Source organism: Candidatus Chloroploca asiatica (assembly GCF_002532075.1).
Lineage (GTDB): Bacteria > Chloroflexota > Chloroflexia > Chloroflexales > Chloroflexaceae > Chloroploca > Chloroploca asiatica.
Genome location: NZ_LYXE01000106.1, coordinates 21,908 through 44,528, shown reverse-complemented (window position 1 = coordinate 44,528; position 22,621 = coordinate 21,908). Strand labels below are relative to the sequence as shown.

The following is a 22,621-nucleotide window of genomic DNA, read 5'->3' as shown; positions in this document are numbered from 1 at the left end:
AAGGGCACCCGCAAGGGCACCCGCAAGGGCACCCGCAAGGGCACCCGCAAGGGCACCCGCAAGGGCACCCGCAAGGGGTGCCCCTACACCGGGATCGGCCCCCGGCCCTGTACGGGCACCCCTTGCGGGTGCCCCGTTGTATCCGATTTCGTATGATGCAATCGCCCTGAGGTTTGACGGCGTGGTATTAACTTACAACGACAGACATCGCGCTACCATCAGCCGCGCGTGCATACGCATCGGCGTGGCAGTCACACATATCTGAATGGTCGTCAAGCAGATAGCGATAGCCGTAACGGTTATCACGGTCAACCAGGAGGGCGATACTCCAACCGTCCTCATAGCGGCGCAGTGGTGTGGCTCGGGCGTTCCATTCGTTGAAATCACCGACTAGATAGATCTGGTCAGCCCAGATCGAGGAGGGTACAGAAAAGGTGAGTTGTAGCTTGTCGGGCTGATCAGGCACAGTGTGTTTGATAACCATGGTACATTTTCCTTGAATGCCTTATTGGAAGCAGCCCCTGTGTTCATGCGATCCTGGCATGGAAAAACTGTTCCATTGTGCGTGAGCTAAAAATAATTGAGGACACAACTGACCTGGATGTTGGCGTTACGGGGATGTGCCTATAGCATGGAGCATACCGGATTGTGCGTTCAATGTCATTGCTATCAGGCGTGCAATTTCCGTGCAATTTGTGGAATTATCGTGCAAGGAGCCCGATCAGTTCAATGTAGAGGGTATCAAGCTTGAAGTGGGCCTGCCAGTTAATTGGCAGATACGAGTTGTTGTAGTGGCTGTAGCGGCAACGAAAGCGCACAGGTTGTTCGTTACTGACCGCCAGATGGATCGCACTGATCACGTGCTCGAGATCATCAGGATAGACATGGGTGACAAAAATCGTGTCAAGCAAGCCCTCGGCGGGCCACCCAAGTTGTTGATGCCAGGCTCCATCGAGGGAGACGATTGATCCGCTCAGGTTGATCGTGGCACGCAGTTGTGAACGACTATCAGTGTCGGGGGTGGTTGGCAAGTGCTGGGTCATAACGAAGTGCATTCTGAACATACTTTGTCAATATTCTGGCAAGCTTGTGTACAGCATAACCGAGCATGTCGATGCTGAGAAGCATAACTTACGGGAAGTTTGCGTGAAGTTTGGTGAGCTTACAGCGGAGGTACTTCGAGCATGCGATAGCCCAGGCCGCGCACGGTTTCGATGGATCCTGGTTGTCCAGGTGAAAGGTTCAGTTTCTGCCGGAGGGTACGTACCAGGGGACGAACCAGTTCACGGGCTTCGTCGGTGTCGTCGAGGTCAAGTTTGTGCGTGATGCGTACCAACTCTCGTGCTGACATGACGCGGCCAGCCTGACGCACGAGACAGGTGAGCAGGGTGAATTCTCGTGCGGAGAGCATCAGTTCTTCTTCGTGTATCCAGGCGCGGTGGCGCTCAGGATCAATTAGCAGCGGCCCAAGCTGGAGTAGTTGCTCGACGCTGGTTGGCTGGACAGCGGGTGTCTGCTGGAGCAGTTGGGCATATCGTCGCAATTTGCCCTCGACCACGGCCAGGAGATCTTCTGGTTGAATCGGTTTCGTGAGGTAATCGTCAGCACCGAGCGCTTTGCCAAACCGAATATCGCTGTCAAGGGCACGGCCGGTCAGATAGACCAGGGGAATACCGGTCCATTCAACCCGACGGCGAATCGTTTCGAGCAACTGGTAGCCATTCATTTGCGGCATCGCGACATCAGCCAGGATCAGATTGATCGGCTCTGTTTCAAGGATGGTCAGTGCTTCGCTCGCCGAGGTACACAGCGTCACGCGATACCCTTCGGCCTCGAGTAGCATCTGTACGGCTTGCAGATGCTCGATCTGATCGTCAATGACGAGAATCGCAGCCATGCTCTTCATACGACCTCTTCATCACTGTCAAGGGGCAGGTAGATGACAAAGGTACTGCCCATTCCCAGGGTCGACCTGACTTCAATCGTGCCGCCATGCAGGCGCACCAGTTCATTGGCAATCGAGAGGCCCAGCCCTGTACCAGGAATGTTGCCTTGGGTTTCGGCACGATAGAAACGTTCAAAGATATGTGGTAGATCCGTTGTCCGAATGCCGATGCCATTATCGCTGATCCGTAGGGCCACCCATTGCCCAGCTGGCAGGCGTACGTGCCCAGGCCAGGTATGATCAAGTTGATCGGCAACGATGACCCCTGTACACACAATCTGGCCATGCTCAGGCGTGAACTTGAGCGCGTTGGTCAAGAGATTGCGCAAGACCTGGCGTATCTGGCCCTCTTCCGCAATGATGGGCAGGGCCTGACCGCGCTCGACTGTCAGGTTCAAATGTTTGCGCCGCGCTACCGGCAGAAACTGGGCTACCTCGTCGCGTACCAGGCGCATCAGATCGATGCTGTGGCGTTCACCATCCACACGCCCGCCGTCAATGCGTGAAATTTCCAGGACACTGCCGATGAGTTCATTCAGGGTACGGGTATGGGCACGAATATCCGCAATGATCGCGAGGCGACGGGTATCATCAAGCCGGTGGTAGAGCAATTCGAGATTGCCCGAAAGCATGGTGATCAACGAGGTGGGTGAGCGCAACTCGTGCGAGACATTCGAGACAAACTGATCCTTCATCCGCTCAGCAGCCCGGGTTGCCGTAATATCGCGGTGAACCGTCACAAAACGCACGGGATGGCCTGGTGCATCAGGATCGAAGAGGGGGGCAACCGTGATCGCCGCATCGTAGGGAATACCACTGGCATCAACCAGCGTCACCTCACCCTGCCAGCGGCGTCCAGTCTTCAGCGCTGCACAGAGTTGAGCATTCGGGTTTGCGTCAGCCGTCTGTGTGCGCCACCATGCCCAGACGGTCGGACTGATCCCGCCGTGCAGCCCAGTCAGGGTAGTCGCGGCAGGGTTGAGGTAATCAATGACCCCGTTTGGATCAACGACAATCACGGCTTCGCTCAAGGCTTCGAGCATCGCACGGGTGCGATCACGTTCGTGGCGCAGATCGCGCGTTCGCTCCATCACCCAGTATTCAAGTTGGGCCCGCTCAGCCCGCAGGGTCGTCTCGGCGAGTTTACGATCCGTGATGTCACGCGCAATCCCTTCGATCGCAATGATCTCGCCAGTGGCATTGTAGACAGGTACATTGCGTTGTTCAACCCAGAGTTCAGCACCATCGCGGCATACCCAGCGCAATTCCATTGGCTTGAAACTCAAGCCTCCTTCCGCCATATCTTTCAGGGTATGGCGATCTTCAGGATGGATCAATTTATAGCCAAGTTGCGGATCGGCATAATGATCGTCTGGGGTATAACCAGTCAGGGTCGTGACCGCCGGGCTTACATACTCAAAGCCTGGATCGGGGTGCAGGCGGTACCGATAGATGATGTCAGGGGCATGTTCGGTAAGGCGTCGGTAGCGCGCTTCGCTCTCGCGGAGGGCCGACTCGGCGCGTTTGCGCTGGATCATCGCCCACATGCCACTCATAAAGAGGAGCAACTGACGGGCATCTTTCTCATCGTAATGATCAAGTTTATTGCCCACGCCGGCAATTGCCACGATCTGGTCGCCGTCGATCAGGGGGACACTCATATGGCGGATCAGATGGATATGCCCTTCGGGGTAGCCATGACGATCGGGGAGATTTTGATAATCGTTGTGGAAGACGGGGGCTCGCGTGCGCAGGCAATCCACCCACACGCCAGCGCTGGCGATGGGATAGTGGGTGTTCGCGGCGACCGAGCACGCCTCGCGTACGCTACTTGACCAGGTAAACAGTTGGAGGTTGACACCATCGGCAAGGACAAAGTGGAGGTACCCAATGCTGCTGCTGGTCAGTCGCACTGCCTCTTCGAGTGCATACTCGATTACCTCACGTTCGCTCTGGCTGGTCATCTCGGTCAGGTGCAGCAGGGCCTCTTGCCGTTCAATATCAAGCTGGCGGTTGGTCTCATCGCGGTTGCGGCGCTCTTCTTCTTCCAGTTTTTCGAGCGCAAACGAGATTACATTTGCGACCTGTTCGAGCATGCCGACTTCCTGCCGATCAAAAAAGCCCCGGCTATCGGCATAGAGGTTGAGCGCACCGATGGCCCGTCCATAAACAACGAGCGGAAACGCCCCTGAGGCTCGTAAGGCATGATGGGCCGCCAGATGGTGCCACGGACGTGTGTTGACGCTGTCGGCAATGTTGTTGCAGACTACCGCACGCCCTTCACGAATAGCGGTGCCTGTCGGCCCGCGACCCGCCGGTTCATCCCGGCTCGTCACCTTGATCGCATAGGGGTATGAGGACGCTTCCCCGCTGACGCCCATCGGCACCACGCGACCCGTCCGTTCATCGACCAGTCCGATCCAGGCGAGTTTGAAGCCCCCTTCTTCCACCGCAATCTGACAGACATCGGCAAAAAGCAGCAGGCGGTCATTCCGGCGCACAATCGTCTCACTGACCCGACTCAGCACTCGGTAGAGGCGATTGGCATGCTGGAGACGCCGACGAGGCGTGCGGCGGATTGTGCGTGGCATCTTTGTGCTCCTTTCGCTCTCTATTGTACCTTTTATGGTACACTATAGCCAATTCCTCATTCAATAGCTATCGGGTCGCTACGATGATGTTGCGGGAGATCGCTCCAGGTCGTGTTCGTATGACATCTACCTGACCTGATCGCATGACAACTGCATCTTCGTGGTAGCAATCCACTAGAATTCATGCTATGGCTACCCAGACGCTTCATTTTCACGACAGGGTTGATACGGCGCTGCATGACGAGACCTTGAAGACGGCGCTGGAGCGGGCAACCACACGGTTTGTGGGCAATCGAGCCGGGGCGATTGATGCGCTTGAAGATGCTGATGGGCTACGCCGTCAGGCGCGGGCGTTACGGGCCAATGCGTTGAGTAAACTCGATGCGTTGTTGGTACGTCTGGCCGATCAGGTCGAGGCCCGTGGTGGCAAGGTCTGCTGGGCTGCTGATGGCGAAGCCGCCCGCCGCTATATTGTCGATCTTGCCCGCGACCGTGGGGTCAAGAGCATCGTCAAATCCAAGTCGATGGCTTCGGAGGAGATTCACCTCAACCATGCCCTCGAACACGCTGGCTTTGAGGTGGTCGAAACTGATCTCGGCGAGTATATTATTCAGCTTGCCGGCGAAACGCCGTCGCATATTATTGCCCCCGCGATTCATAAGACTCGTGAACAGGTAAGCGCGCTCTTCGAAGAGCACCTCGGGATGACACCGACGACCGAAGTGCCGCCGATGATCCGCGCCGCCCGGACGGCGCTGAGGCAACGGTTTCTCCAGGCTGAAATGGGCATTAGCGGGGTCAATTTTGGTGTCGCCGAAGAGGGTGCCATCGCAATTGTTGAGAACGAGGGCAATGCCCGCCTCTCGACGACGGTGCCGCGCATCCATGTGGCGATTATGGGCATCGAGCGCATTGTCGAGCGGTTTGATGATTTGGCGGTGATGCTTCAGGTGTTGGCTCGTTCGGCCACCGGCCAGAAAATGAGTGTCTATACGAGCATCATCAGCGGCCCGGCTCGTCCCGACGAGGCCGATGGCCCCGAAGAGTTTCACCTGGTGTTGCTCGACAATGGTCGCTCGCGCATCCTGGGCGGGCAGTATGTCGAGTCGTTGATGTGCATTCGCTGTGGGGCCTGCCTCAATGCTTGTCCGGTCTATCAGGCGATCGGTGGTCATGCGTATGGCGGTGTCTATTCAGGCCCCATTGGGGCGATCCTTACCCCGCTCCTTCAGCCCGATCTGCCCGATGCCTACCTTTTGCCTCAGGCGAGTTCGCTCTGCGGAGCCTGCCAGGAGGTCTGTCCCGTTGGGATTGCGATCCCCGATATGCTGCTACGCCTGCGCGCCGATGCCGTCAAGGCAGGCAAGGCCCATCCGGTAGAAACGGCAGGTATCAAGAGCTACGCGCTTATGATGAAGAATCCGCTGGTCTATCGCGCTGGTGGCCGTGCTGCTCGCCTCGGTTCACGCCTCATCGGGCGCAAAGGGCGGATTCGTCATCTCCCGCCTCCCTTGCACCTCTGGACGCATGGGCGCGATTTCCCGCAACCCCATGGCTCGCAGAGCTTTAGCGAATGGTGGGAAGAACGCCAGAAGAAAGGGCGTACGCAATGAGTCGTGAACAGATCTTAGCAACGTTACGGACGAGTCTTGCTTCGAACCGGGCTTGGCTTGAGGCGGAGGCGCAGAAGGCCCCGCATACGCCACCACCGTTTGTGTTGCCTCCCGCCGATGATCTGGCGGCCCAGTTTGCCGCCGAATTGACGAAACTGGAGGGCCGCGTATATCAGGTTGCTGATGATGAAGAGGCCCTCGAAACCATTGCGACGCTGCTTGAGGCGCGCAAGGCCACGATGGCAGTCGCCTGGGATCGTGCGCAGATTGGGCTCCCCGGTCTTGATACACTGTTGGCTGAACGTGGCGTGCAGGTGCTCGATCCGGTGGTGCGCGACGAGGCGCGGAAGGCGCAGTTGCAGGTGCTCGAACCGGCCCCGGTCTGTCTTTCGGGGGCCGAGTTTGCGATCGCCGAGAGTGGCAGCCTGGTGCTCTACCACGGGCCGGGCCGCCCACGGCTGGCCTCGTTGCTGGCCCCGACGCACATTGCAGTTATCCGGAGCGACCAGATCGTCCGAGGGCTCGGTGAGGCGATGACTCGCTTGCGTGAACGCTATGCTGGAACACTCTTTGATGCCACCAGTAATCTGACCTTTATCAGTGGTCCCTCGCGCACGGCTGATATTGAGATGACGCTCTCGTTGGGCATTCACGGGCCGCCCGAACTCCACGTTGTGCTTGTGCAGACCCCGTGAGCAGTGGGCCTGATCCAGCGGCATTGCCCTCCATTATCATGCATACGGTCAGTGAAGGTGAGAGTGCGGTGCCTCTCGCCGAACTTGTCGCATCTATGGCTGGCACAGTGGGGACAACAGCGCTGGAACGTGGCGGGGTTTGGGTGAACTGGCGACGGGTTCTGGCGTTGGATTTGACGCTGGAACCTGGGGATCAGGTGACGATACGCCTGCCTCCGAACGGTATCTATGCCGAGCCGGTCGTGACGGCGGCTGATCTTGTGTACGAAGATCGCTGGCTGGTTGTGCTCAATAAAGCGGTTGGCTGGTACACCATCGAAACCCCGTGGGATCGGTTTGGCAATGTATGGGTTGCGCTGAAAACCTACCTCATGGCGCGCGACGGTACAGACCTCGTCTTGCATCCGGCGCACCGACTTGACCGCGACACCTCGGGGTTGCTGCTCTTTAGTCGCGACGCCGGCATCAATCGTGCGCTGCATGATGCATTTGCTGGGCGTAGCGTGATCAAACGCTATCTGGCGGTATGTGCTGGCAGCCCCGATTGGATGCATTGCTCTCTGACGACAGGCCACGGACGGTCAGCGCACGGGCGCTGGCGTCTCTATGGGGAAGATGAGATTGGTCAGACGTTACCGCAAGGTGGCGGGCGCATCAAAGGAGCACAGACTAGTTTCAAGTGCCTGCACAGGTACGGTGACTACGCGCTGATCGAGGCTGAACTGCACACCGGGCGCACGCATCAGATTCGGCTTCACCTGGCGCATCTGGGGCATCCGATCCTCGGCGACGCCACCTATGGTGGGCCGAACGAGGTTTCCGGGGTGCCAATTAAACGACATCTTCTGCATGCCGGCATACTCAGCCTGACGCACCCGGTGACACACGAACCACTCCAACTGAACTGCCCCTTGCCCGAGGATCTGCGCGACTGGGTTGAGCGTGCGGCCTTATGAGCCGCGCTGACGGCGAACCGTCACACTTTCCCCGGCGATACCCCAGTTATCCGTCTCGACCTCTTCGATAATCACAAAGGTCGTCGCCGGATTCTTGCCGAGCACCTCACTCAGCATCTGGGTAGAGCGGCGGATCAACTCAGCCTTCTGCTCAGCGGTCGCCCCTTCGCGGGTGATTTTGATATGGACATAGGGCATCGGTCTTTCTCTCCTGGTGATTTAGGGTAAGCGAAAACGGCACGCCAGCAGACCACCGAGGGTTGCCGTTCCCACACTGAGAATCTGGGCAACAATGAAGATGAGCGGTGTCGGTTGGAGCCCGATACTGGTTGCTGCGACGGCCAGAATACCGACGAGACCAACGAGCATCCCGTGCAGTGCCTCAGAGCGTTCGGCAACCCGGGCGGCAACAAAACCGCCAATGGCCGTCGAGAGCAACACGAGCCCAAGAATCACCAGATGAATGGGATTGGTCATCTCGGGTTCACGAAAAAAAGCCGTCAACCCAAACCAGAAGAGGCTCACCTGAAGCAAAATACGCAGGGAAAAATCAACCATCCAGCCAATTGCGACTGCAATCCACTGCACCCCACGGTCAGATGTCAAAAAAGCTTCTATTGACTCATACCCCACGCAAGCAGAAAAATCATGAGCGTAATTTCAATTGCCTTGAGGCAATCCGAGCGTACCTCATTCCAGAACTCGTCCTGACCGAGCCACCACCAGATACGGTTCCACCCCGTGCGGAGGCGCTGCTCGTCTTCCCAATGACGCAACTGCTCAACACAGGCAAGGCGCCACAGACGCCGTGTATGGATGATAAGCGTCATCCCCCAGACACCAGTCATCACCAAGTGCAATAGCGTAGGCATACGACGAGCTCCTCTTTCGCAAATCTACCTTGTTGGTGTACAGATAGTGCTTGCACAGCAAATGCACGCTAACGCACATCTTTTGACCAGCCTCTGTTCCTATTATGCACCAGTTTTGCCATGTCTGGCAAGGGAGATTTGCTCAGATTCGCACTATTCATCGGGGCTTATCGCATCAAACCGACGTTTCATGGCGATTCCGCCGGTGAGGGCGACGATTGACAACCCAAAGAGACAGGCTAGCGCCAGAACCACTCCATAGCCAAGTGGTTTTGGCTCGTATTCACCATCGTTGGGGGTTGGTTCGGGTTCAAAGAAGGGTTGACAGGTATGCACGCACTGGTCAGGCACAAACAGGGGTAGCGCAGCGAGCGCAACCCGTTCGTAGCCTGACGAACCAGCAACGAGCATCACAAGCAACAGTACCAGTGAGACAACCACAACGCGCATAGTCTCACTTCAACTCTGCGAGCGGTAGGGTTGACAGGTACCATCGGCACACTCTTCGGTACGACCACCGATCGTATAACGATTTGCGGCAACCCAAGCATAGAGTGGGCGGGCAAGGAACATTGCACCGGGCAAGCGCATGAGCTCGCCCAGACCGCGCAATGATGGTAAGCGGAGCAGTGTTTCACGCACCGCGTCGGCACCCTGATAGAAGGTACCATCAGGTGCCACCAGATGCAGCTCGCGTTGCGCCATTTCAGGGGTGACCTGTGGAAAGCGCTCACGCGCCTCAGCCGAATTCATATCGAGCAATTCGATGAGACCATCGTCGTTATAGGCAGCAATGGTCTCGACCTGACTACTACAGATACGACACTTGCCATCAAACAACAGCGCATACTGATGAGTAGACATAAAACACGACGTTCTAGACTAATAGGGTACAACCGCCGTCACGATCAAGACAAACGCAAGAAAGCCGATCACCAGGGCACTGGCGATCTGAATAGCACGACGCTCTTTTTTACGCATACAAGCAATCCTTTCCGGGGCTATCGCCCCATGCACATCTTTTCATAGTATACCATTTGCAGCGGCTGTGCGGTAGGGGGTTTTGTACTCTGAGGGTTGACAAAAGCGTCAAAAACGTGTAGACTTTATAGTAGTTCGGATTTGAACTACTATAAAAAGATACGTAGAAGAGAATCTCTGGTATGGCAACTGTACAGCTTCTTGATCAACTTGCTGCGCTCGGATTGACTGAATATGAGTCGAAAGTCTACCTGGCGCTACTGAGTGAAAACCCGGCCACTGGCTATCAAATCAGCAAGCGCTCGGGTGTTCCGCGTTCGATGGTCTACGAGGCCTTGGGGCGGCTCGAGGCGCGTGGGGCGGCGCTCAAATCCGAAGAGGAGAAGGCAACGCTGTACCGACCGGTTTCGCCGGCGCTGTTGCTGGATCGCTACGAGCGTGAAGCCCGTGAGCGTGCGGCCAATCTGCGTACCGAACTTTTGCCCCTGTACCATCAAGAAAAGACCGGACGGCTCTGGAATTTCAGTGGGCGTAACGAGGCCCTAGCCTATGCCGGCGATCTCATTGATCGGGCCAAACGTGAACTGATGCTTGTCTTTACCGATGCCGACATCGAAGCTTTGCGCCATCGTCTCGAAGATGCTCATGCCCGTGGGGTTGCGCTGGGGGTCATTCTCACCGGTGACACCCCCTTTGAGCTTGGCCAGGTGGTACGTCATCCCAAACGGGAAACTGAATTGCACCGCATGGAAGAGACGCTGATTGTGGTTGCGGATGAGTGTGAATTTCTCATTGCTAGCGGTCATATGGTCACCTCGGCCACCGTCACAACGAACCCAAATATGGTCTTGATTGCCCGTCAGTTTATCTGGATGGAACTCTTTGCCCAGCGCATTTTTGCTCGTCTGGGCCCTGAATTGCTTGAATTGCTGCCACCTGAAGATCGTCAGGTGTTACGTTAACGTGCTGGGCAGCAGGCCTGCGGCCCGTTGCGCTGCACGGTAGCCTCTGGTTGGGGGGCACACGCCTCCTAAAGGAACACCATATGATTACGTTATCAACCTCACGTCCTGAAACAAAGCCTGAACGTCGTCTTCAGTTTGATGCGACTTTTGTTGAACAATTGTTTGTTCTATTGACCCTGGTCGGCATTGTTGTCGGTGTTCTGCTAGAACGCGTAGAGGCGGCCCCCGGCCTGCTTTTGACGGTGCGGATGGCTACCTATTTTGTCGGTGGTTTCTTTGCCGTCATTGCGATCATCAAAGCCCTGCGCGAGCGCACGATTGAGGTCGATCTGTTGATGGTGCTCGCAGCGCTTGGAGCGGCCTATGTGGACGCCTGGACCGAGGGGGCGATCCTGCTTTTCCTCTTTTCGCTGAGCAATGTGTTACAGAACTATGCGATGAATCGCACCCGCAGCGCGATCTCGTCACTGCTCGAGTTGCGCCCTGATACGGTGACGATCCGGCGTGATGGCGAGCTTGAAGAGGTGCCGCTTGAGGCAATTGTGCCTGGCGATCTCGTTGTGCTGCGCCCAGGTGATCGGGTGCCGCTTGATGGCGTGATCATTCAGGGTACCGGTAATTTCGATGAGTCGGCCATCACCGGTGAGTCCATGCCGGTGCAAAAGGGTGTCGGTGCGACGATCCTGGCCGGTACGCTCAATCAGAGTGGTGCCCTTGATATGCAGGTTGCGAAAACGGCCGAAGAGAGCACCCTGGCCCGCATTATTGGCATGGTCAGCGATGCCCAGGCCCGCAAGGCGCAAACGCAGAGCTTTCTCGACCGCGCCGAGCAGTGGTATGCGATGGGTGTCATTGCAACTGTGGCCCTCTTTATTCTGCTGGTGCCACCGCTCTTTGGGGTGAACTTCAGCGATAATTTTTATCGTGGTATGGTTTTGCTGACCGTTGCATCGCCGTGTGCTCTGGTGATCAGCGTGCCCGCTGCGCTGCTCAGTGCCATCGCCAACGCTGCGCGCAAAGGGGTACTCTTCAAGGGTGGTGCCCATCTTGAAGAGTTGAGTCGCGTCAAGGTCATTGCCTTTGATAAGACGGGGACGCTCACCTATGGTCGCCCTGAAGTGACCGATATCTTGCCGCAGCCCGGCGTAACAGCGCATGCGTTGCTCACGGCAGTGGCCCGTGCCGAGGCCCAAAGCGAACATCCGATCGCCAGGGCGATCCTTGCATACGCCGAGGCCCAAGGTCTGGAGACCGACGAACCCGAAGCTTTCGAGGCGGTGACGGGCATGGGCGTGCGTGCGACCTGGGAGGGTCAAGAGACCCTCGTTGGCGCACCAAAACTCTTTGCCCACGCCGGTTTGCCGGTGCCCCAGGAATTGCTGGACGAAGCAGATCGTCTGGCGCTCGAAGGCCGTGGCACGGTGTTATTGGCAGCCCGTGGTGGGCGCTGGTTGGGTCTGATTACCGTGATGGATCGCGAGCGCCCCGATGCTGCCGCGCAACTGGCTGAGTTGCGCGCCGCAGGCATCGAACGCATTGTGATGCTCACCGGGGACAATGAGCGTGTCGCTGAAGCGTTGGGGCGTCGTCTCGGCATTGACGAAGTTCACGCCAGCCTGATGCCCGAAGATAAGCTGCGCATTGTTGAGGATCTGGGCCGTCGCTATGGGCCGACGGCCATGGTTGGCGATGGGGTCAATGATGCTCCGGCGCTGGCCGCTGCCGCCAGTGGCATTGCGATGGGCGCGGCGGGCACCGATGCGGCCCTCGAAACGGCTGATATTGTCTTGATGCGTGATGACCTCAGTGCCATTGCCTATGCCGTCAAGCTGAGTAAACGCACCCAGCGCATCGTCTGGCAGAATATCAGCTTTGCCCTCACTGTCGTCGTGGTGCTTGTCATCGCGACGCTCACCATCGGCATCCCGTTGCCCCTTGGCGTCGTCGGGCACGAGGGGAGTACGATTATCGTTGTGCTCAACGGCTTGCGCCTGTTAGCCCATCGGTAGAACGAATGAGAGCTTTGCCTGGCTCATACTTGGGTGATGGATGGCGCTGCGTAGCAGCGCCATCCATCACCCAAATTCTGCTATAATCAGGGTGGTTTGCTCGCGTTGTGTCGTATGCGGAGAATGCCTGGGATGAAGAAGCCTCGCGTTGTTGTCGTGATGCCTGCCTATAATGCCGCTCGTACGCTCGAACGGACGTATCATGATATTCCGCCTGGTGTGGTTGACCACGTCATCCTGGTTGATGATGTTTCCCGCGATGAGACGGTTGAGATTGCTCGGCAACTCGGGATCGAGGTGGTGATCCATATCCAGAATCGCGGGTATGGGGGCAACCAAAAGACCTGCTACCTTGAGGCGTTACGCGATGGAGCCGATATTGTGGTGATGCTCCACCCCGATTATCAGTATGATTCGACGCGCATTGTTGAGTTGATTCGCCCGATCGTTGCCGGTGAATACGATATGATGCTTGGTTCGCGTTTGAAGCGCCAGCCGGGTCAACATGGTATTCCGGCGCTCGACGGGGGCATGCCAGTCTGGAAGTATATCTCGAACCGGTTTCTGACGATTTGTGAAAATGCTGTGCTCGGCCTCAACCTCTCTGAGTTTCATACCGGGTTTCGCGCCTACAACCGTCGTTTGCTTGAGACCGTACCGTTTTTGCTCAACTCGGATGATTTTGTCTTTGATACCGAGATGATTGTGCAGGCGGTGCAGTACGGCTTTCGCATTGGCGAGATTGCGGTGCCAACCCGCTATTTTGAAGAGGCATCCTCAGTCAATTTTCAGCGCTCGGTTGTCTATGGGCTCGCAACGCTTAATGTCCTGCGCCGCATGATGCTGCACCGCGCTGGTCTGCGCCGTTATCGTCAGTTTAGTGCTCGTCTGGCTGATGTGATCAGTCCACATCATAGCGAGGCTATTCTTGGTGAGCGTCAGTAGTGGGGGCTGGTCGCGCTCTTCGCCAGGGTTTCACTCGTTCGCTTGTTCCTCTGCTGTTGCTCGGGCTTACCGCCCTGCTCCTGGTGCTGGCTCTCCGCACGGCCCCGCCGCTCCAGGTTGATGTTGGCGACGAGGGCGATCTTCGTTTTCTCAGCGGTTTTTATACCCCTGAAACTGGCTTTGGCGAAAGCTTTCGCTGGAGTGGTCCCGAGGCGTGGTTTGTGTTGCACGGTGCCCCTGCGGATCCTACGGTATTCTTGCTCCAGTTGAGTGGCGAGCGCCTTCTTGCCCAGGGCGCCCCCGAGGTTGCGCTTATCCAGGGTACCAGCGAGGTGGCGCGCTTTGCGGTGCAGGCCGGTTGGCGTAGCTATGAGATCCTGCTGCCCTCGGGGGCAGTGGCGACGCCCGCTGGTTCTGCGCTTCCGCTCGCCCTCGAGACTGCGGTGAGCACGCCTGGGGCCAGCGATACGGCCCGTGATTTTCGCCCCCTTGGGCTGCCCGTATCGCATGTTGGCGTCGCTGCCCTGGAAGGGCCACACACGCCCGCGCTTATCCGGTCGCTCTGGCTCACCTGGTTGCTGGCGCTGGTTGCTGGCAGCCTGGCCTTGCTTGATGCGCTGCTCTTGCCGCGCCGACGAGCAAGCCTGTGGCTACGGGCGAGTCTGGTGATCGGGTTTGGTGGAACAATCCTGATCCTCTGGGCCGCACGCGATCCCTTCGGGCTTGCCTGGGTCTTGCCACCCACGCCGTGGATCCTGGGGACAGGCACGCTCTTGCTGGGGGTTGGGTTGGTTTTCGCGCTTGCGGGGGACGCGGAGCGAGGTGATGCGCAAACGCCTGAAGGCGGTGCGGGAAAACGCCCCTCCCCCCTCGTGGGGGAGGGGTTGGGGGTGGGGGGAACGTCGGGGTTCGCCCTGGTGACGGGGATGGCGCTGCTGGCGGTCGCGGTTGGGCTGTTGCATACGCAGACAAGTCTGGCAGGCGGGTTGATCCTGGCGCTCGTGGCCCTTATGTTGGTGACCGGTGGCCCGTATGGGCTCGGCAAGGATGGGTGGGCACATGGTGGCCCCGATCTTTCCCAGAAATATGCCCTGCTGCTGCTCGGCCTGATCCTGGTGCTCGCCATCGGGTTGCGGCTCTTTCGACTTGATGAGATGCCGTTTGGCCTGTGGCGCGACGAGGCGCGTCACGGTCTTTTTGCCCAGCGCATTCGTGATTACCCTGATTATCGACCGATCTATATCGCCAACGAGAACCTCGATGCATCGCAACTCGACCTCAATGCCGCACCGCTCTCGATCCACCTGCCTGCGCTCGGGCTCTACCCCTTTGCGCTCGCCTTGCACCTCTGGGGCGAGAATCTCTGGTCGATGCGCGTGATGAGTGGCCTCGGCGGGGCGCTGACGGTCGTGCCGCTCTACGGCTTTGCGACGTGGCTCAGCGGGCGCCGCAGCATCGGGCTTGTTGCGGCTTTCTTGCTGGCGGTCTCAAGTTGGCATATTACGGTCAGTCGGCTCGTCTTTCCTACGATCTTTGACCCACTGCTGACCCTCAGTGGCCTCTGGTTGCTCGGGTTGGGGCTGAGCGGAGGGGGGCGAACAGCGCACGTGTACCCACCGATCCTGTCGCACACGACGGGCAGCCCGTTGGCGAGGGGAACTGATGCTCGCCCGGGGCACCACCGGTTCTTCTGGATGGCGTATTGTCTGCTCGGGGGCGCGAGCATTGGTCTGGCGATGCAGACGTATCACACGGGACGGCTGGCCCCTGTGGCGGCGGCGTGGCTGGCGCTGGTGCTCTTGTTGCGCGAGCCACAGGCGTGGCGCGGCTGGTTGCGTGGCAGTCTTGTGGCAAGCCTGGGGCTGTTGCTGACCGTGACACCGCTGCTGCTCTTTGCGCTCAACCAACCCGAAGCCTTCAACGACCGGGTGGGCGAGGTCTTTCTCTTGAGTGACGAGGCGCGGCAAGGGGCCGCGCCGCTAGAAATGCTTGACCAGGCATTCCGGCAGCACCTGCTGATGTTTCACGTGCAGGGCGACCTGAATGGGCGGCACCACGCCCCCGGACGACCGATGTTCGACTATGTCACCGGCATTGGCCTGCTGCTCGGCAGCGTCGTCTTGCTCCGCTCGGTGCGTGATTGGCGCACCCTGATCGTGGCCGGCTTGTTTCTGCTGGGCCTGGCCCCGAGCGCGCTGGCGGTCGATGCCCCCCACGGCATGCGAAGCCTCAACGCCGCTGCGTATGGCGTGATCATTGCGGCCCTGGGCTGGAGCGCCCTTGGGTGGAGCCTGCGCCAGCGCGGGGTGCAGCTTGCGCGGGGCATGCGCCGCAGCATCGTGGCAATGCTGGCGAGCCTGGTGATCGTGCTCAACGCAACGGTCTATTTTGTCGTGATGCCACCGCAGCGCGAAGTCTTTCTCGTCTTCTACCCAGTGCAGAGCCAGATGGGGGCGTACATTCGTGCCGTCGCAAACGAAAACGGCGGCGAACTGCCAAGGCAGATCTACGTCGCTGAAGGCCTGAAAAATGATCAGATCTTCATGTTTCTGACCTCAGGCCTGCACATCGAAACCTTTCGCGGGGCAAGCCTATCGGCGCCGCCGGAACCAGGGGCACTCTTTCTCTTTGGGGGCTACTTTGCCGACGAAGAGGCCGCTGTGCTCGCCCCGATCCTTGGAACAGACGCCGCACCGACGGGCAGTGGACCAGCGTTTCCTGACGGGCAAGGGGTGACGTTTTATATGTATGAGGTGGGTGTATCGCCGTGATGTTTGCTCTCGCTCGCCAGCAAAAAAGCCAGCATTGCTGGCTTTTTTGCTGGCGAAAAAATGTTGCACGGCCTCGCAATGCCTCTGTGCGATCGCTATCGCTTGATCAAAGGCATAAGCACGGCAAACGCACGTGCCCCATATTCCACGGCACCCAGGTCACATGTGCCCACGCGGGAGGCGTCGCGTTGATCAGTGGCCTGGCAAGCCGTCGGATCGCCGGCGTCAATGAGTGGGCTACCGGGTTGCGGCAGCAGGGTTTGCATCGGGAAGCGTCCGCCGTTATAGGTCAGATTGCCGAGCAACAGATCACCGGTGAAGGCATCCCGATCGATGGCGGTGCTCAACGACGCGCAACTGCCCTGGCTCAGGTCGCGACCGAGCGATTGAAACAGCCCGCCATCGCAGTTGACCGGATAGCCAAAGATGACCGTGTTCACAAGCTGCACCACGCCCGGATTGGCCCGGGTCTGCGGGGAATCTTCGTAGATCGCATCGCCGGCGATGGCGGCCTGGTTGTTCGCCAGGGTGGCATGCGCCCCCTGACTCCTCGTGAACAAGTGCGTTATACTACCTTGACGCAAGCCTTGTCGGGTAAGGAGCTAAATCTATGTCACAAACCAGTGAGCACCTCTTGCGGCAGATGTTCAAACGGCTAAATCCTCTGATGCTATGGCATTGGCGCGTAGGCATGGGAGCGTACCTTAATTTTTGGCCGTCAGGAATCGGGCGCTTTCTTATCTTGATCCATACGGGTCGCAAAAGCGGGCGCCTCTATCGCACGCCAGTCAATTACGCCGAACGCGATGGTGACGTGTATGTTACGTCAGGATTTGGCCGCAGCGCCGATTGGTATCACAATCTTATGGCTCAGCCGCGCACTGAGGTGTGGCTCCCCGACGGACGCTGGCTCGTTGAGGTGGAGGATGTCACCGAGAGCGCGGGCAAGACGGCGATCATGCGTGATGTGCTCCAGGGAAGTGGCTTTGCCGCCTATCTGGCCGGGATAAACCCCCACCGTCTGAGCGATGCGGATCTGGATGCTGGCACTGCCTCTTACCGGTTGCTGCGTTTGCGTCGCGTTGCTCCTCTCGCTGGATCTGGTGGGCCAGGCGACGTGATCTGGCTCTGGCCATTGTTGGTTCTTCTAGCTTTCCTGCTGGGACGTGGTTGGCCCCGTCGCTAAACGAGAGAACAACTATGATCGCTTTGCCTCGTTTTCGTTTGCCTCAGGGCCTATACCTGGTGCCTTTGTTCGTATTGATGCTGGTCGCTCCGCTGCTTGGGTTAGTACTGCGCCTGGCACCGCCGCTTTTTGTTGACCTTGGCGTGCCTGGCGATAGCCGTTTTGTGAGCGGGTTTTATCAGCCCGAGGTTGGGGCCGGTGAAACCTTTCGCTGGAGTGGCCCCGAGGCTCGGTTGCTCTTGCACGGCGCTACGCCGGCGCCATCGTTCCTGCGTCTGCGCCTCAATGGTGAGCGTTTGCTTGCCGAGGAAACGCCGTCGGTGAGGTTGCAACAGGCTTCAATTGACGTTGTGCGCTTTGATGTGCAGGATGGCTGGCGTACCTATACGCTGCTTTTGCCCCCTGATACCGTTGCGACGGCATCGGGCGTGGCTCGCCCACTCAATCTGGTCACAGCCGTCAGCGATCCCGGTGTTACCGCCGATGATCTTGATTTTCGCCCCCTTGGCATTCCTGTCGCCGCTCTTCAACTTGAACGCATCGGTGGCATCCAGACGCCTGCGTTTGCTCGTGCAGTATGGCTGACCTGGGTGCTCGCGGTGATCGTTGCCGCGATTGCCTGGCTCGATGCACTGCTCTTGCCGCGCCAACGCAGGCATCTCTGGCGGCGGGCGAGTCTGGTGAGTGCGGTCGGCGGTGCACTCTTGCTTGTCTGGGCCTTCCGTGATCCCTCTGGTCTCGCCTGGGCGCTACCGCCCACGCCGTGGATCCTCGGCACGGCCACTCTGTTGCTGGTTGTTGTGTCCGTCAGCACCCTCCCGCTCCTGGGAGCGTGGGCGTCTCGTCCACGCAATGCGTCCAATGCCCCGTCGGCGTCTGGTGCGCTGACCCTGAGCGCAGCGATGGCGCTGCTTGCTGTGGCGGTTGGTCTGCTCAATACGCAACTCAGCGTCGCCGGCGGGTTGATCCTGGCGCTCGTGGCCCTTATGCTGATGACCGGTGGCCCGTATGGGCTCGGCAAGGATCTCTGGGCGCAGGGAGGCCCCGATCTTTCCCGGAAATATGCCCTACTGTTACTCGGCCTCATCTTTCTGCTTGCCCTCGGGCTGCGCTTCTATCGGCTTCATGAACTACCCTTTGGCCTGTGGCGTGATGAGGCGCGTCACGGCATGTTTGCGCAGTTGATCCGCGATTACGCTGACTATCGCCCGATCTATATCGCCAGCAACCGCGTCAATATGCCGGCGCTCGGCCTCTACCCCTTTGCGCTTGCGCTGCACTTCTGGGGCGAAAATCTCTGGTCAATGCGCGTTGTCAGTGGTCTCGCCGGGGCGCTGACCGTCTTGCCGCTCTATGGGTTTGCCACCTGGCTCAGTGGCCGTCGCAGCATCGGGTTGCTCGCGGCGCTCTTCCTCGCTGTCTCTAGTTGGCATATCACCGTCAGTCGCCTCGCTTTTCCTACCGTCTTTGACCCCTTGTTGACGCTCTGCGGCCTCTGGTTGCTTGGCTGGGGGCTTTGCGCTCAGCCTTCCGCCGGTGCGGAGAAAGAGTTGACCGTCTTGTCGGTTGGGCAACGTATGCGTGCCTTGCTCGCCTGCTTGCTCGGTGGGGTTTGCCTTGGTCTGGCGGTGCAGACCTACCACACCGGGCGAATGGCCCCGATCATTGCGGCGTGGCTGGCGCTGCTCTTGTTGGTGCGTGCGCCGCAGGCCTGGCGCGGGTGGTTGGTGGGCAGCCTGGCGGCGGCGGTGGGTCTGGTGCTCACCGTCACGCCGCTGGTGATCTATGCCTTCAATCAGCCCGACGCCTTCAATGACCGGGTGAGCCAGGTCTTTCTCTTGAGTGAAGAAGCCCGGCGTGGGGAACCGCCGCTACGCATGCTTGACACAACCCTGCGGCAGCATCTGTTGATGTTTCACGGCGAAGGTGATTTGAATGGGCGTCATCACGCCCCGGGGCGTCCGATGCTCGACTATGTGACGGGTATCGGCATGCTGCTCGGGGTTGCCGGATTGCTCCGTTACCCACTTGACTGGCGGAGCCTGATGCTTGCGGGGGCGCTGGCGCTTGGCCTGGTGCCGAGTGCGCTTGCCGTCAATGGGCCACACGGCTTGCGTGGGTTTTCAGCGGCGGCCTTTGCCTTCATGATCGCCGCCGTGGGGTGGATCGCCCTGTGGCACAGCTTGACGCAGCGCTGGCCTGCCGCAAGCAGACCGCGGTGGCTAACGCAGGGTGTTGGCGCAACGCTGGTCACTCTTGTGCTTGCGCTCAATGCAGCGGTCTATTTTGTGCTCATGCCGCCGCAGCGCGAAGTCTTTCTCGTCTTTTACCCGGTGCAGAGCCAGATGGGCGCGTATGTCCGTGAGCTTGCCGAAGCAAATGGCGGGACACTCGCAACCCAGGTCTATGTCCCCGAAGTTGTGCGCAGCGACCCGGTCTTTGCCTTTCTCACCACTGGCCTGGTCGTGCAGAGCTTTGCGGGCGCAGAGCTTTCAGAGCCAGCCGAGCCCGACGCGATCTTCCTGCTTTCGGGCTATTTCGCCAAGGAAGAAGCCGCCGCTCTTGCTCCAATCCTTGGTGTGAACGCGACGCCTACAGCCGAGGGACCGGCCTTTCCCGACGGCCAGGGCGTCACCTTTTATGTATACAAGATCGACCGCACCGCTCGAATATGGTCTGGCGTCGTCCGGCAGCACCCACCGATGAGTTTTGCCCCGAGCGCATACCAGGTACGCGCCTGTGTCCCAAAATCGGCACTCGAGCATTCTCCCGACCACGACCGTGATGCGACCTCGTACTCTTCACCCGAATTTGGATAGACCAAAATGGGCCGCGTCGTTACGCGGCGGGCCGTACGGATCAACCCGTTGAGATAGCGAGGAGCCGTGCAATTGATGCCGAGAGCGGCAATTTGGGGATACGCTTCGAGTAGAGCCACGCAATCGGCAAAAGACTCACCTTGCGCAATCGTCTTCTCGTCGCGTGCCGTAAAACTGATCCAGGCCCACATCTCGGGAAATTCGGGCAAGAGGCGTGCCAGCGCACGCGCTTCGGCGAGACAGGGGATCGTCTCACAGGCAAAGAGGTCGGCCCCTGCGGACGCGAGTACCGCCATACGTGGACGATGAAACTCCATCAGGGCCTCTTCGCTCAACCCATAGTCACCATGATACTCAGCGCCATTGGCGAGAAACGCACCATATGGCCCAACCGACGCAGCCACGAGCGGCCGTGAACGGCCCACTCGGTTGGCCCGGTTGGCCCAGAAATGATCACGGGCCTCAAGCGCAAGGCGCACCGACTGCTGCATCAACGCTGCGGCCACCGCTCGTTCAAGCCCCCGGCTGGCAAAGCCCTCAAAGGTCGCCTGGTAACTTGCCGTAATTGCCACATCAGCCCCGGCCGCAAAATAGTCAGCGTGAACCTGCCGGATCAACTCGGGTGCCTCAAGCAAGATCTTGGCCGACCAGAGCGGATCATTGAGGTTGCAGCCGCGTCGCTCAAGTTCGGTTGCCATCGCTCCATCAAGCACCAGAAAAGGATGCATCTGAAGCATGTGCGCAATAGGATCCATCCGTCTCTCCCCAAGAAAAATGCTGCTGGTGAACCAGCGGTGCCCCGCAGGGACTTATATCGCACAAACCCTTGCCCTTATTATAGTACGGATAGTACAAATCAAGTTCTTTGAAACCGGAGCGTGTATGCTGGAAGAGGACAAGTCTTTATCTCATGAGTGTCGTTAGCCCAGGTAGGCAACGTGTTGAAGGCAACGTGGCATGCATTCGCAGGTGTGGTATGACCTACAGTCTGATCGAACGGCCCCCAAAACAAGCAAGTCCTGGTGGAGTGGAGAAGAGCCCCATGTCTGAAATAGAGCAAATCCGGGCAGCGCCAGGCCTGCAGCGCATATTTTTGCGCCAGAAAATTGAAGAGGAGTTACTGGGCAATATTTTGCCCTTCTGGATGTACCGTGTCGTTGATCGTCCGCGTGGCGGTTTTTATGGTGCGGTCACCCGTGATCTGCGGTCACTCAACGAAGTTCCACGCGTGGCATTGATCTGTGCGCAGATCCTCTGGATCTTTGCGGCTGCCTATCGCACCTACCGTCGCCCCGAATACCTCGAAATGGCCGGTCGAGCGTTCCGTTATCTGCGCCTCGCCTTCTGGGATGAAGAATATGGTGGGATCTTTTGGACAGTCGATATGTGGGGGCGACCGCTCGATACCCGCAAGACGACCGTTGCGCAGGCGATGGCCGTGTATGGCCTCGCTGAACATCATAGCGCAACCGGCGACCCCAATAGCTTGCAGCTTGCCAAAGAAATCTTCCAGTTGATCGAGGCGAGTATCTACAATCCGCGCTGTGATGGCTATAGTGAGGGTTCCAATCGTACCTGGCATGTGCCGGTCTGGGAAGATGAGCGCTACACCTCGAACTATGTCTATCTTTCGATGCCGACGCTGCTGCATTTGCTCGAAGCTTACACGAATCTCTTGCGCATCTGGGACGATAGCCTGCTGCGTGAGCGCCAGCGTGCGATGATCGAAAACATCCTTACGCGAGGCATTGATCCAGTGACGGGCCATCTACGGCTCTGCTTTGATACAACCTGGCGGCCCCTGACTGGCAATATTTCGTACGGCCACGATAGTATGAGTAGCTGGTTTCTCGTTGAGGCTGCCACTGTTCAGGGGAACCGCGATCTCCAGGCGCGGGTGCGTGAAGCGGTTCTGGGGCTTGCTACTGTTGTCTACAAAGATGGCATCGACCCTGATGGCGGGGTGCGCCCGGTCACCAACAGTGTTGAACGAAGCTGGTGGGCACAAGCCGAAACCCTGATTGGTATGTATACCGCCTTTCAGCTCTCAGGCGAAGCCTGCTTCGCCGAAGCAGCGGCGAACATCTGGTTCTACATCGAAGACCATTTCATTGATCGAGTACATGGGGACTGGTTCAAATCCCTGGCGCTCGACGGCACTCCTCTGCCTGATCGTTATAAAGTGGGGATCTACGAACAGGCCTATCAACACCCCCGTGCCTGTATGGAATTATTGCGGCGCATGCGATAGAGGGAAGCCGTTGTTGCTGAAC

20 protein-coding genes are annotated in these 22,621 nt (G+C 58.6%); 9 read left to right on the top strand and 11 right to left on the bottom strand.

Going from position 1 to position 22,621, the window contains the following annotated elements; genetic code table 11:
* Positions 1-187: 187 nt before the first annotated feature.
* The 4 genes from A9Q02_RS13975 to A9Q02_RS13960 all read right to left on the bottom strand — a co-directional run bounded on the left by A9Q02_RS13975 (position 188) and on the right by A9Q02_RS13960 (position 4,536).
* Positions 188-484 carry an isoamylase early set domain-containing protein gene (locus tag A9Q02_RS13975; RefSeq protein ID WP_097653702.1) on the bottom strand — a complete coding sequence of 99 codons (297 nt, stop codon included), beginning with the start codon at positions 482-484 and terminating at the stop codon, positions 188-190.
* 217 nt (positions 485-701) lie between these two features.
* Positions 702-1,043, bottom strand: coding sequence for a PAS domain-containing protein (locus A9Q02_RS13970; RefSeq protein WP_172450976.1), 342 nt, complete (start codon positions 1,041-1,043; stop codon positions 702-704).
* A gap of 119 nt (positions 1,044-1,162) precedes the next feature.
* Positions 1,163-1,906 (bottom strand): response regulator transcription factor, encoded by a 744-nt coding sequence (locus A9Q02_RS13965; RefSeq protein WP_097653700.1) that lies wholly within the window; start codon positions 1,904-1,906, stop codon positions 1,163-1,165.
* Complete coding sequence (locus A9Q02_RS13960; RefSeq protein WP_097653699.1) at positions 1,903-4,536, bottom strand: GAF domain-containing protein; 2,634 nt, start codon at positions 4,534-4,536, stop codon at positions 1,903-1,905. The genes A9Q02_RS13965 and A9Q02_RS13960 overlap by 4 nt, the downstream gene beginning before the upstream one ends.
* A 188-nt stretch (positions 4,537-4,724) precedes the next feature.
* On the opposite strand from A9Q02_RS13960, the gene A9Q02_RS13955 reads away from it, so the two are divergent.
* Genes A9Q02_RS13955 through A9Q02_RS13945 form a run of 3 tightly spaced genes read left to right on the top strand, consistent with a single transcriptional unit; the run spans position 4,725 to position 7,800 of the window.
* Positions 4,725-6,149, top strand: a complete 1,425-nt coding sequence (locus A9Q02_RS13955; RefSeq protein WP_097653698.1) for a LutB/LldF family L-lactate oxidation iron-sulfur protein — start codon at positions 4,725-4,727, stop codon at positions 6,147-6,149.
* Entirely contained in the window at positions 6,146-6,844 is a 699-nt protein-coding gene (locus A9Q02_RS13950) for a LutC/YkgG family protein (protein ID WP_097653697.1), read from the top strand. The genes A9Q02_RS13955 and A9Q02_RS13950 overlap by 4 nt, the downstream gene beginning before the upstream one ends.
* Positions 6,841-7,800, top strand: coding sequence for an RluA family pseudouridine synthase (locus A9Q02_RS13945; protein WP_097653696.1), 960 nt, complete (start codon positions 6,841-6,843; stop codon positions 7,798-7,800). The genes A9Q02_RS13950 and A9Q02_RS13945 overlap by 4 nt, the downstream gene beginning before the upstream one ends.
* Here the strand turns inward: A9Q02_RS13945 and A9Q02_RS13940 are convergent.
* The 5 genes from A9Q02_RS13940 to A9Q02_RS13920 all read right to left on the bottom strand — a co-directional run bounded on the left by A9Q02_RS13940 (position 7,795) and on the right by A9Q02_RS13920 (position 9,536).
* Positions 7,795-7,998: a tautomerase family protein gene (locus A9Q02_RS13940; protein WP_097653695.1), complete on the bottom strand. Its 204-nt coding sequence runs from the start codon at positions 7,996-7,998 to the stop codon at positions 7,795-7,797. The two genes, A9Q02_RS13945 and A9Q02_RS13940, sit on opposite strands and share 6 nt — an antisense overlap.
* Positions 7,999-8,019: 21 nt before the next feature.
* The gene (locus tag A9Q02_RS13935) at positions 8,020-8,406 is read right to left on the bottom strand and encodes a TIGR04086 family membrane protein (protein WP_097653694.1); all 387 of its coding nucleotides are present in this window, start codon (positions 8,404-8,406) and stop codon (positions 8,020-8,022) included.
* An 8-nt stretch (positions 8,407-8,414) separates the two neighbouring features.
* Positions 8,415-8,672 carry a hypothetical protein gene (locus tag A9Q02_RS13930; protein ID WP_097653693.1) on the bottom strand — a complete coding sequence of 86 codons (258 nt, stop codon included), beginning with the start codon at positions 8,670-8,672 and terminating at the stop codon, positions 8,415-8,417.
* A 153-nt stretch (positions 8,673-8,825) separates the two neighbouring features.
* A complete protein-coding gene (locus A9Q02_RS13925; protein WP_097653692.1) occupies positions 8,826-9,122 on the bottom strand; it encodes a hypothetical protein in 297 nt (98 codons plus the stop codon).
* A gap of 9 nt (positions 9,123-9,131) precedes the next feature.
* Positions 9,132-9,536, bottom strand: coding sequence for a thiol-disulfide oxidoreductase DCC family protein (locus A9Q02_RS13920; protein ID WP_097653691.1), 405 nt, complete (start codon positions 9,534-9,536; stop codon positions 9,132-9,134).
* Between the two features lie 299 nt (positions 9,537-9,835).
* Between A9Q02_RS13920 and A9Q02_RS13915 the strand changes: the two genes are divergently transcribed.
* From A9Q02_RS13915 to A9Q02_RS13900, 4 genes are all read left to right on the top strand, one after another.
* On the top strand, positions 9,836-10,615 hold the full coding sequence (locus tag A9Q02_RS13915; protein ID WP_097653690.1) for a TrmB family transcriptional regulator: 780 nt from the start codon (positions 9,836-9,838) through the stop codon (positions 10,613-10,615).
* An 83-nt stretch (positions 10,616-10,698) separates the two neighbouring features.
* Positions 10,699-12,627 (top strand): heavy metal translocating P-type ATPase, encoded by a 1,929-nt coding sequence (locus A9Q02_RS13910; protein ID WP_097653689.1) that lies wholly within the window; start codon positions 10,699-10,701, stop codon positions 12,625-12,627.
* A 132-nt stretch (positions 12,628-12,759) separates the two neighbouring features.
* Positions 12,760-13,572, top strand: a complete 813-nt coding sequence (locus A9Q02_RS13905) for a glycosyltransferase family 2 protein (protein WP_216361520.1) — start codon at positions 12,760-12,762, stop codon at positions 13,570-13,572.
* Positions 13,572-16,343 (top strand): phospholipid carrier-dependent glycosyltransferase, encoded by a 2,772-nt coding sequence (locus A9Q02_RS13900; protein WP_097653688.1) that lies wholly within the window; start codon positions 13,572-13,574, stop codon positions 16,341-16,343. Before A9Q02_RS13905 ends, A9Q02_RS13900 begins: the two co-directional genes overlap by 1 nt.
* A gap of 95 nt (positions 16,344-16,438) precedes the next feature.
* Here A9Q02_RS13900 and A9Q02_RS13895 read toward each other — a convergent pair whose 3' ends face one another.
* Positions 16,439-16,903: a choice-of-anchor Q domain-containing protein gene (locus A9Q02_RS13895; protein WP_097653687.1), complete on the bottom strand. Its 465-nt coding sequence runs from the start codon at positions 16,901-16,903 to the stop codon at positions 16,439-16,441.
* A 50-nt stretch (positions 16,904-16,953) separates the two neighbouring features.
* Between A9Q02_RS13895 and A9Q02_RS13890 the strand changes: the two genes are divergently transcribed.
* On the top strand, positions 16,954-17,529 hold the full coding sequence (locus tag A9Q02_RS13890) for a nitroreductase family deazaflavin-dependent oxidoreductase (protein ID WP_097653686.1): 576 nt from the start codon (positions 16,954-16,956) through the stop codon (positions 17,527-17,529).
* 2,638 nt (positions 17,530-20,167) lie between these two features.
* Here A9Q02_RS13890 and mmuM read toward each other — a convergent pair.
* Positions 20,168-21,103: a homocysteine S-methyltransferase gene (gene mmuM, locus A9Q02_RS13885; RefSeq protein WP_097653703.1), complete on the bottom strand. Its 936-nt coding sequence runs from the start codon at positions 21,101-21,103 to the stop codon at positions 20,168-20,170.
* 287 nt (positions 21,104-21,390) lie between these two features.
* On the opposite strand from mmuM, the gene A9Q02_RS13880 reads away from it, so the two are divergent.
* Positions 21,391-22,599, top strand: a complete 1,209-nt coding sequence (locus A9Q02_RS13880; RefSeq protein ID WP_172450974.1) for an AGE family epimerase/isomerase — start codon at positions 21,391-21,393, stop codon at positions 22,597-22,599.
* The last annotated feature ends 22 nt before the right edge of the window (positions 22,600-22,621 follow it).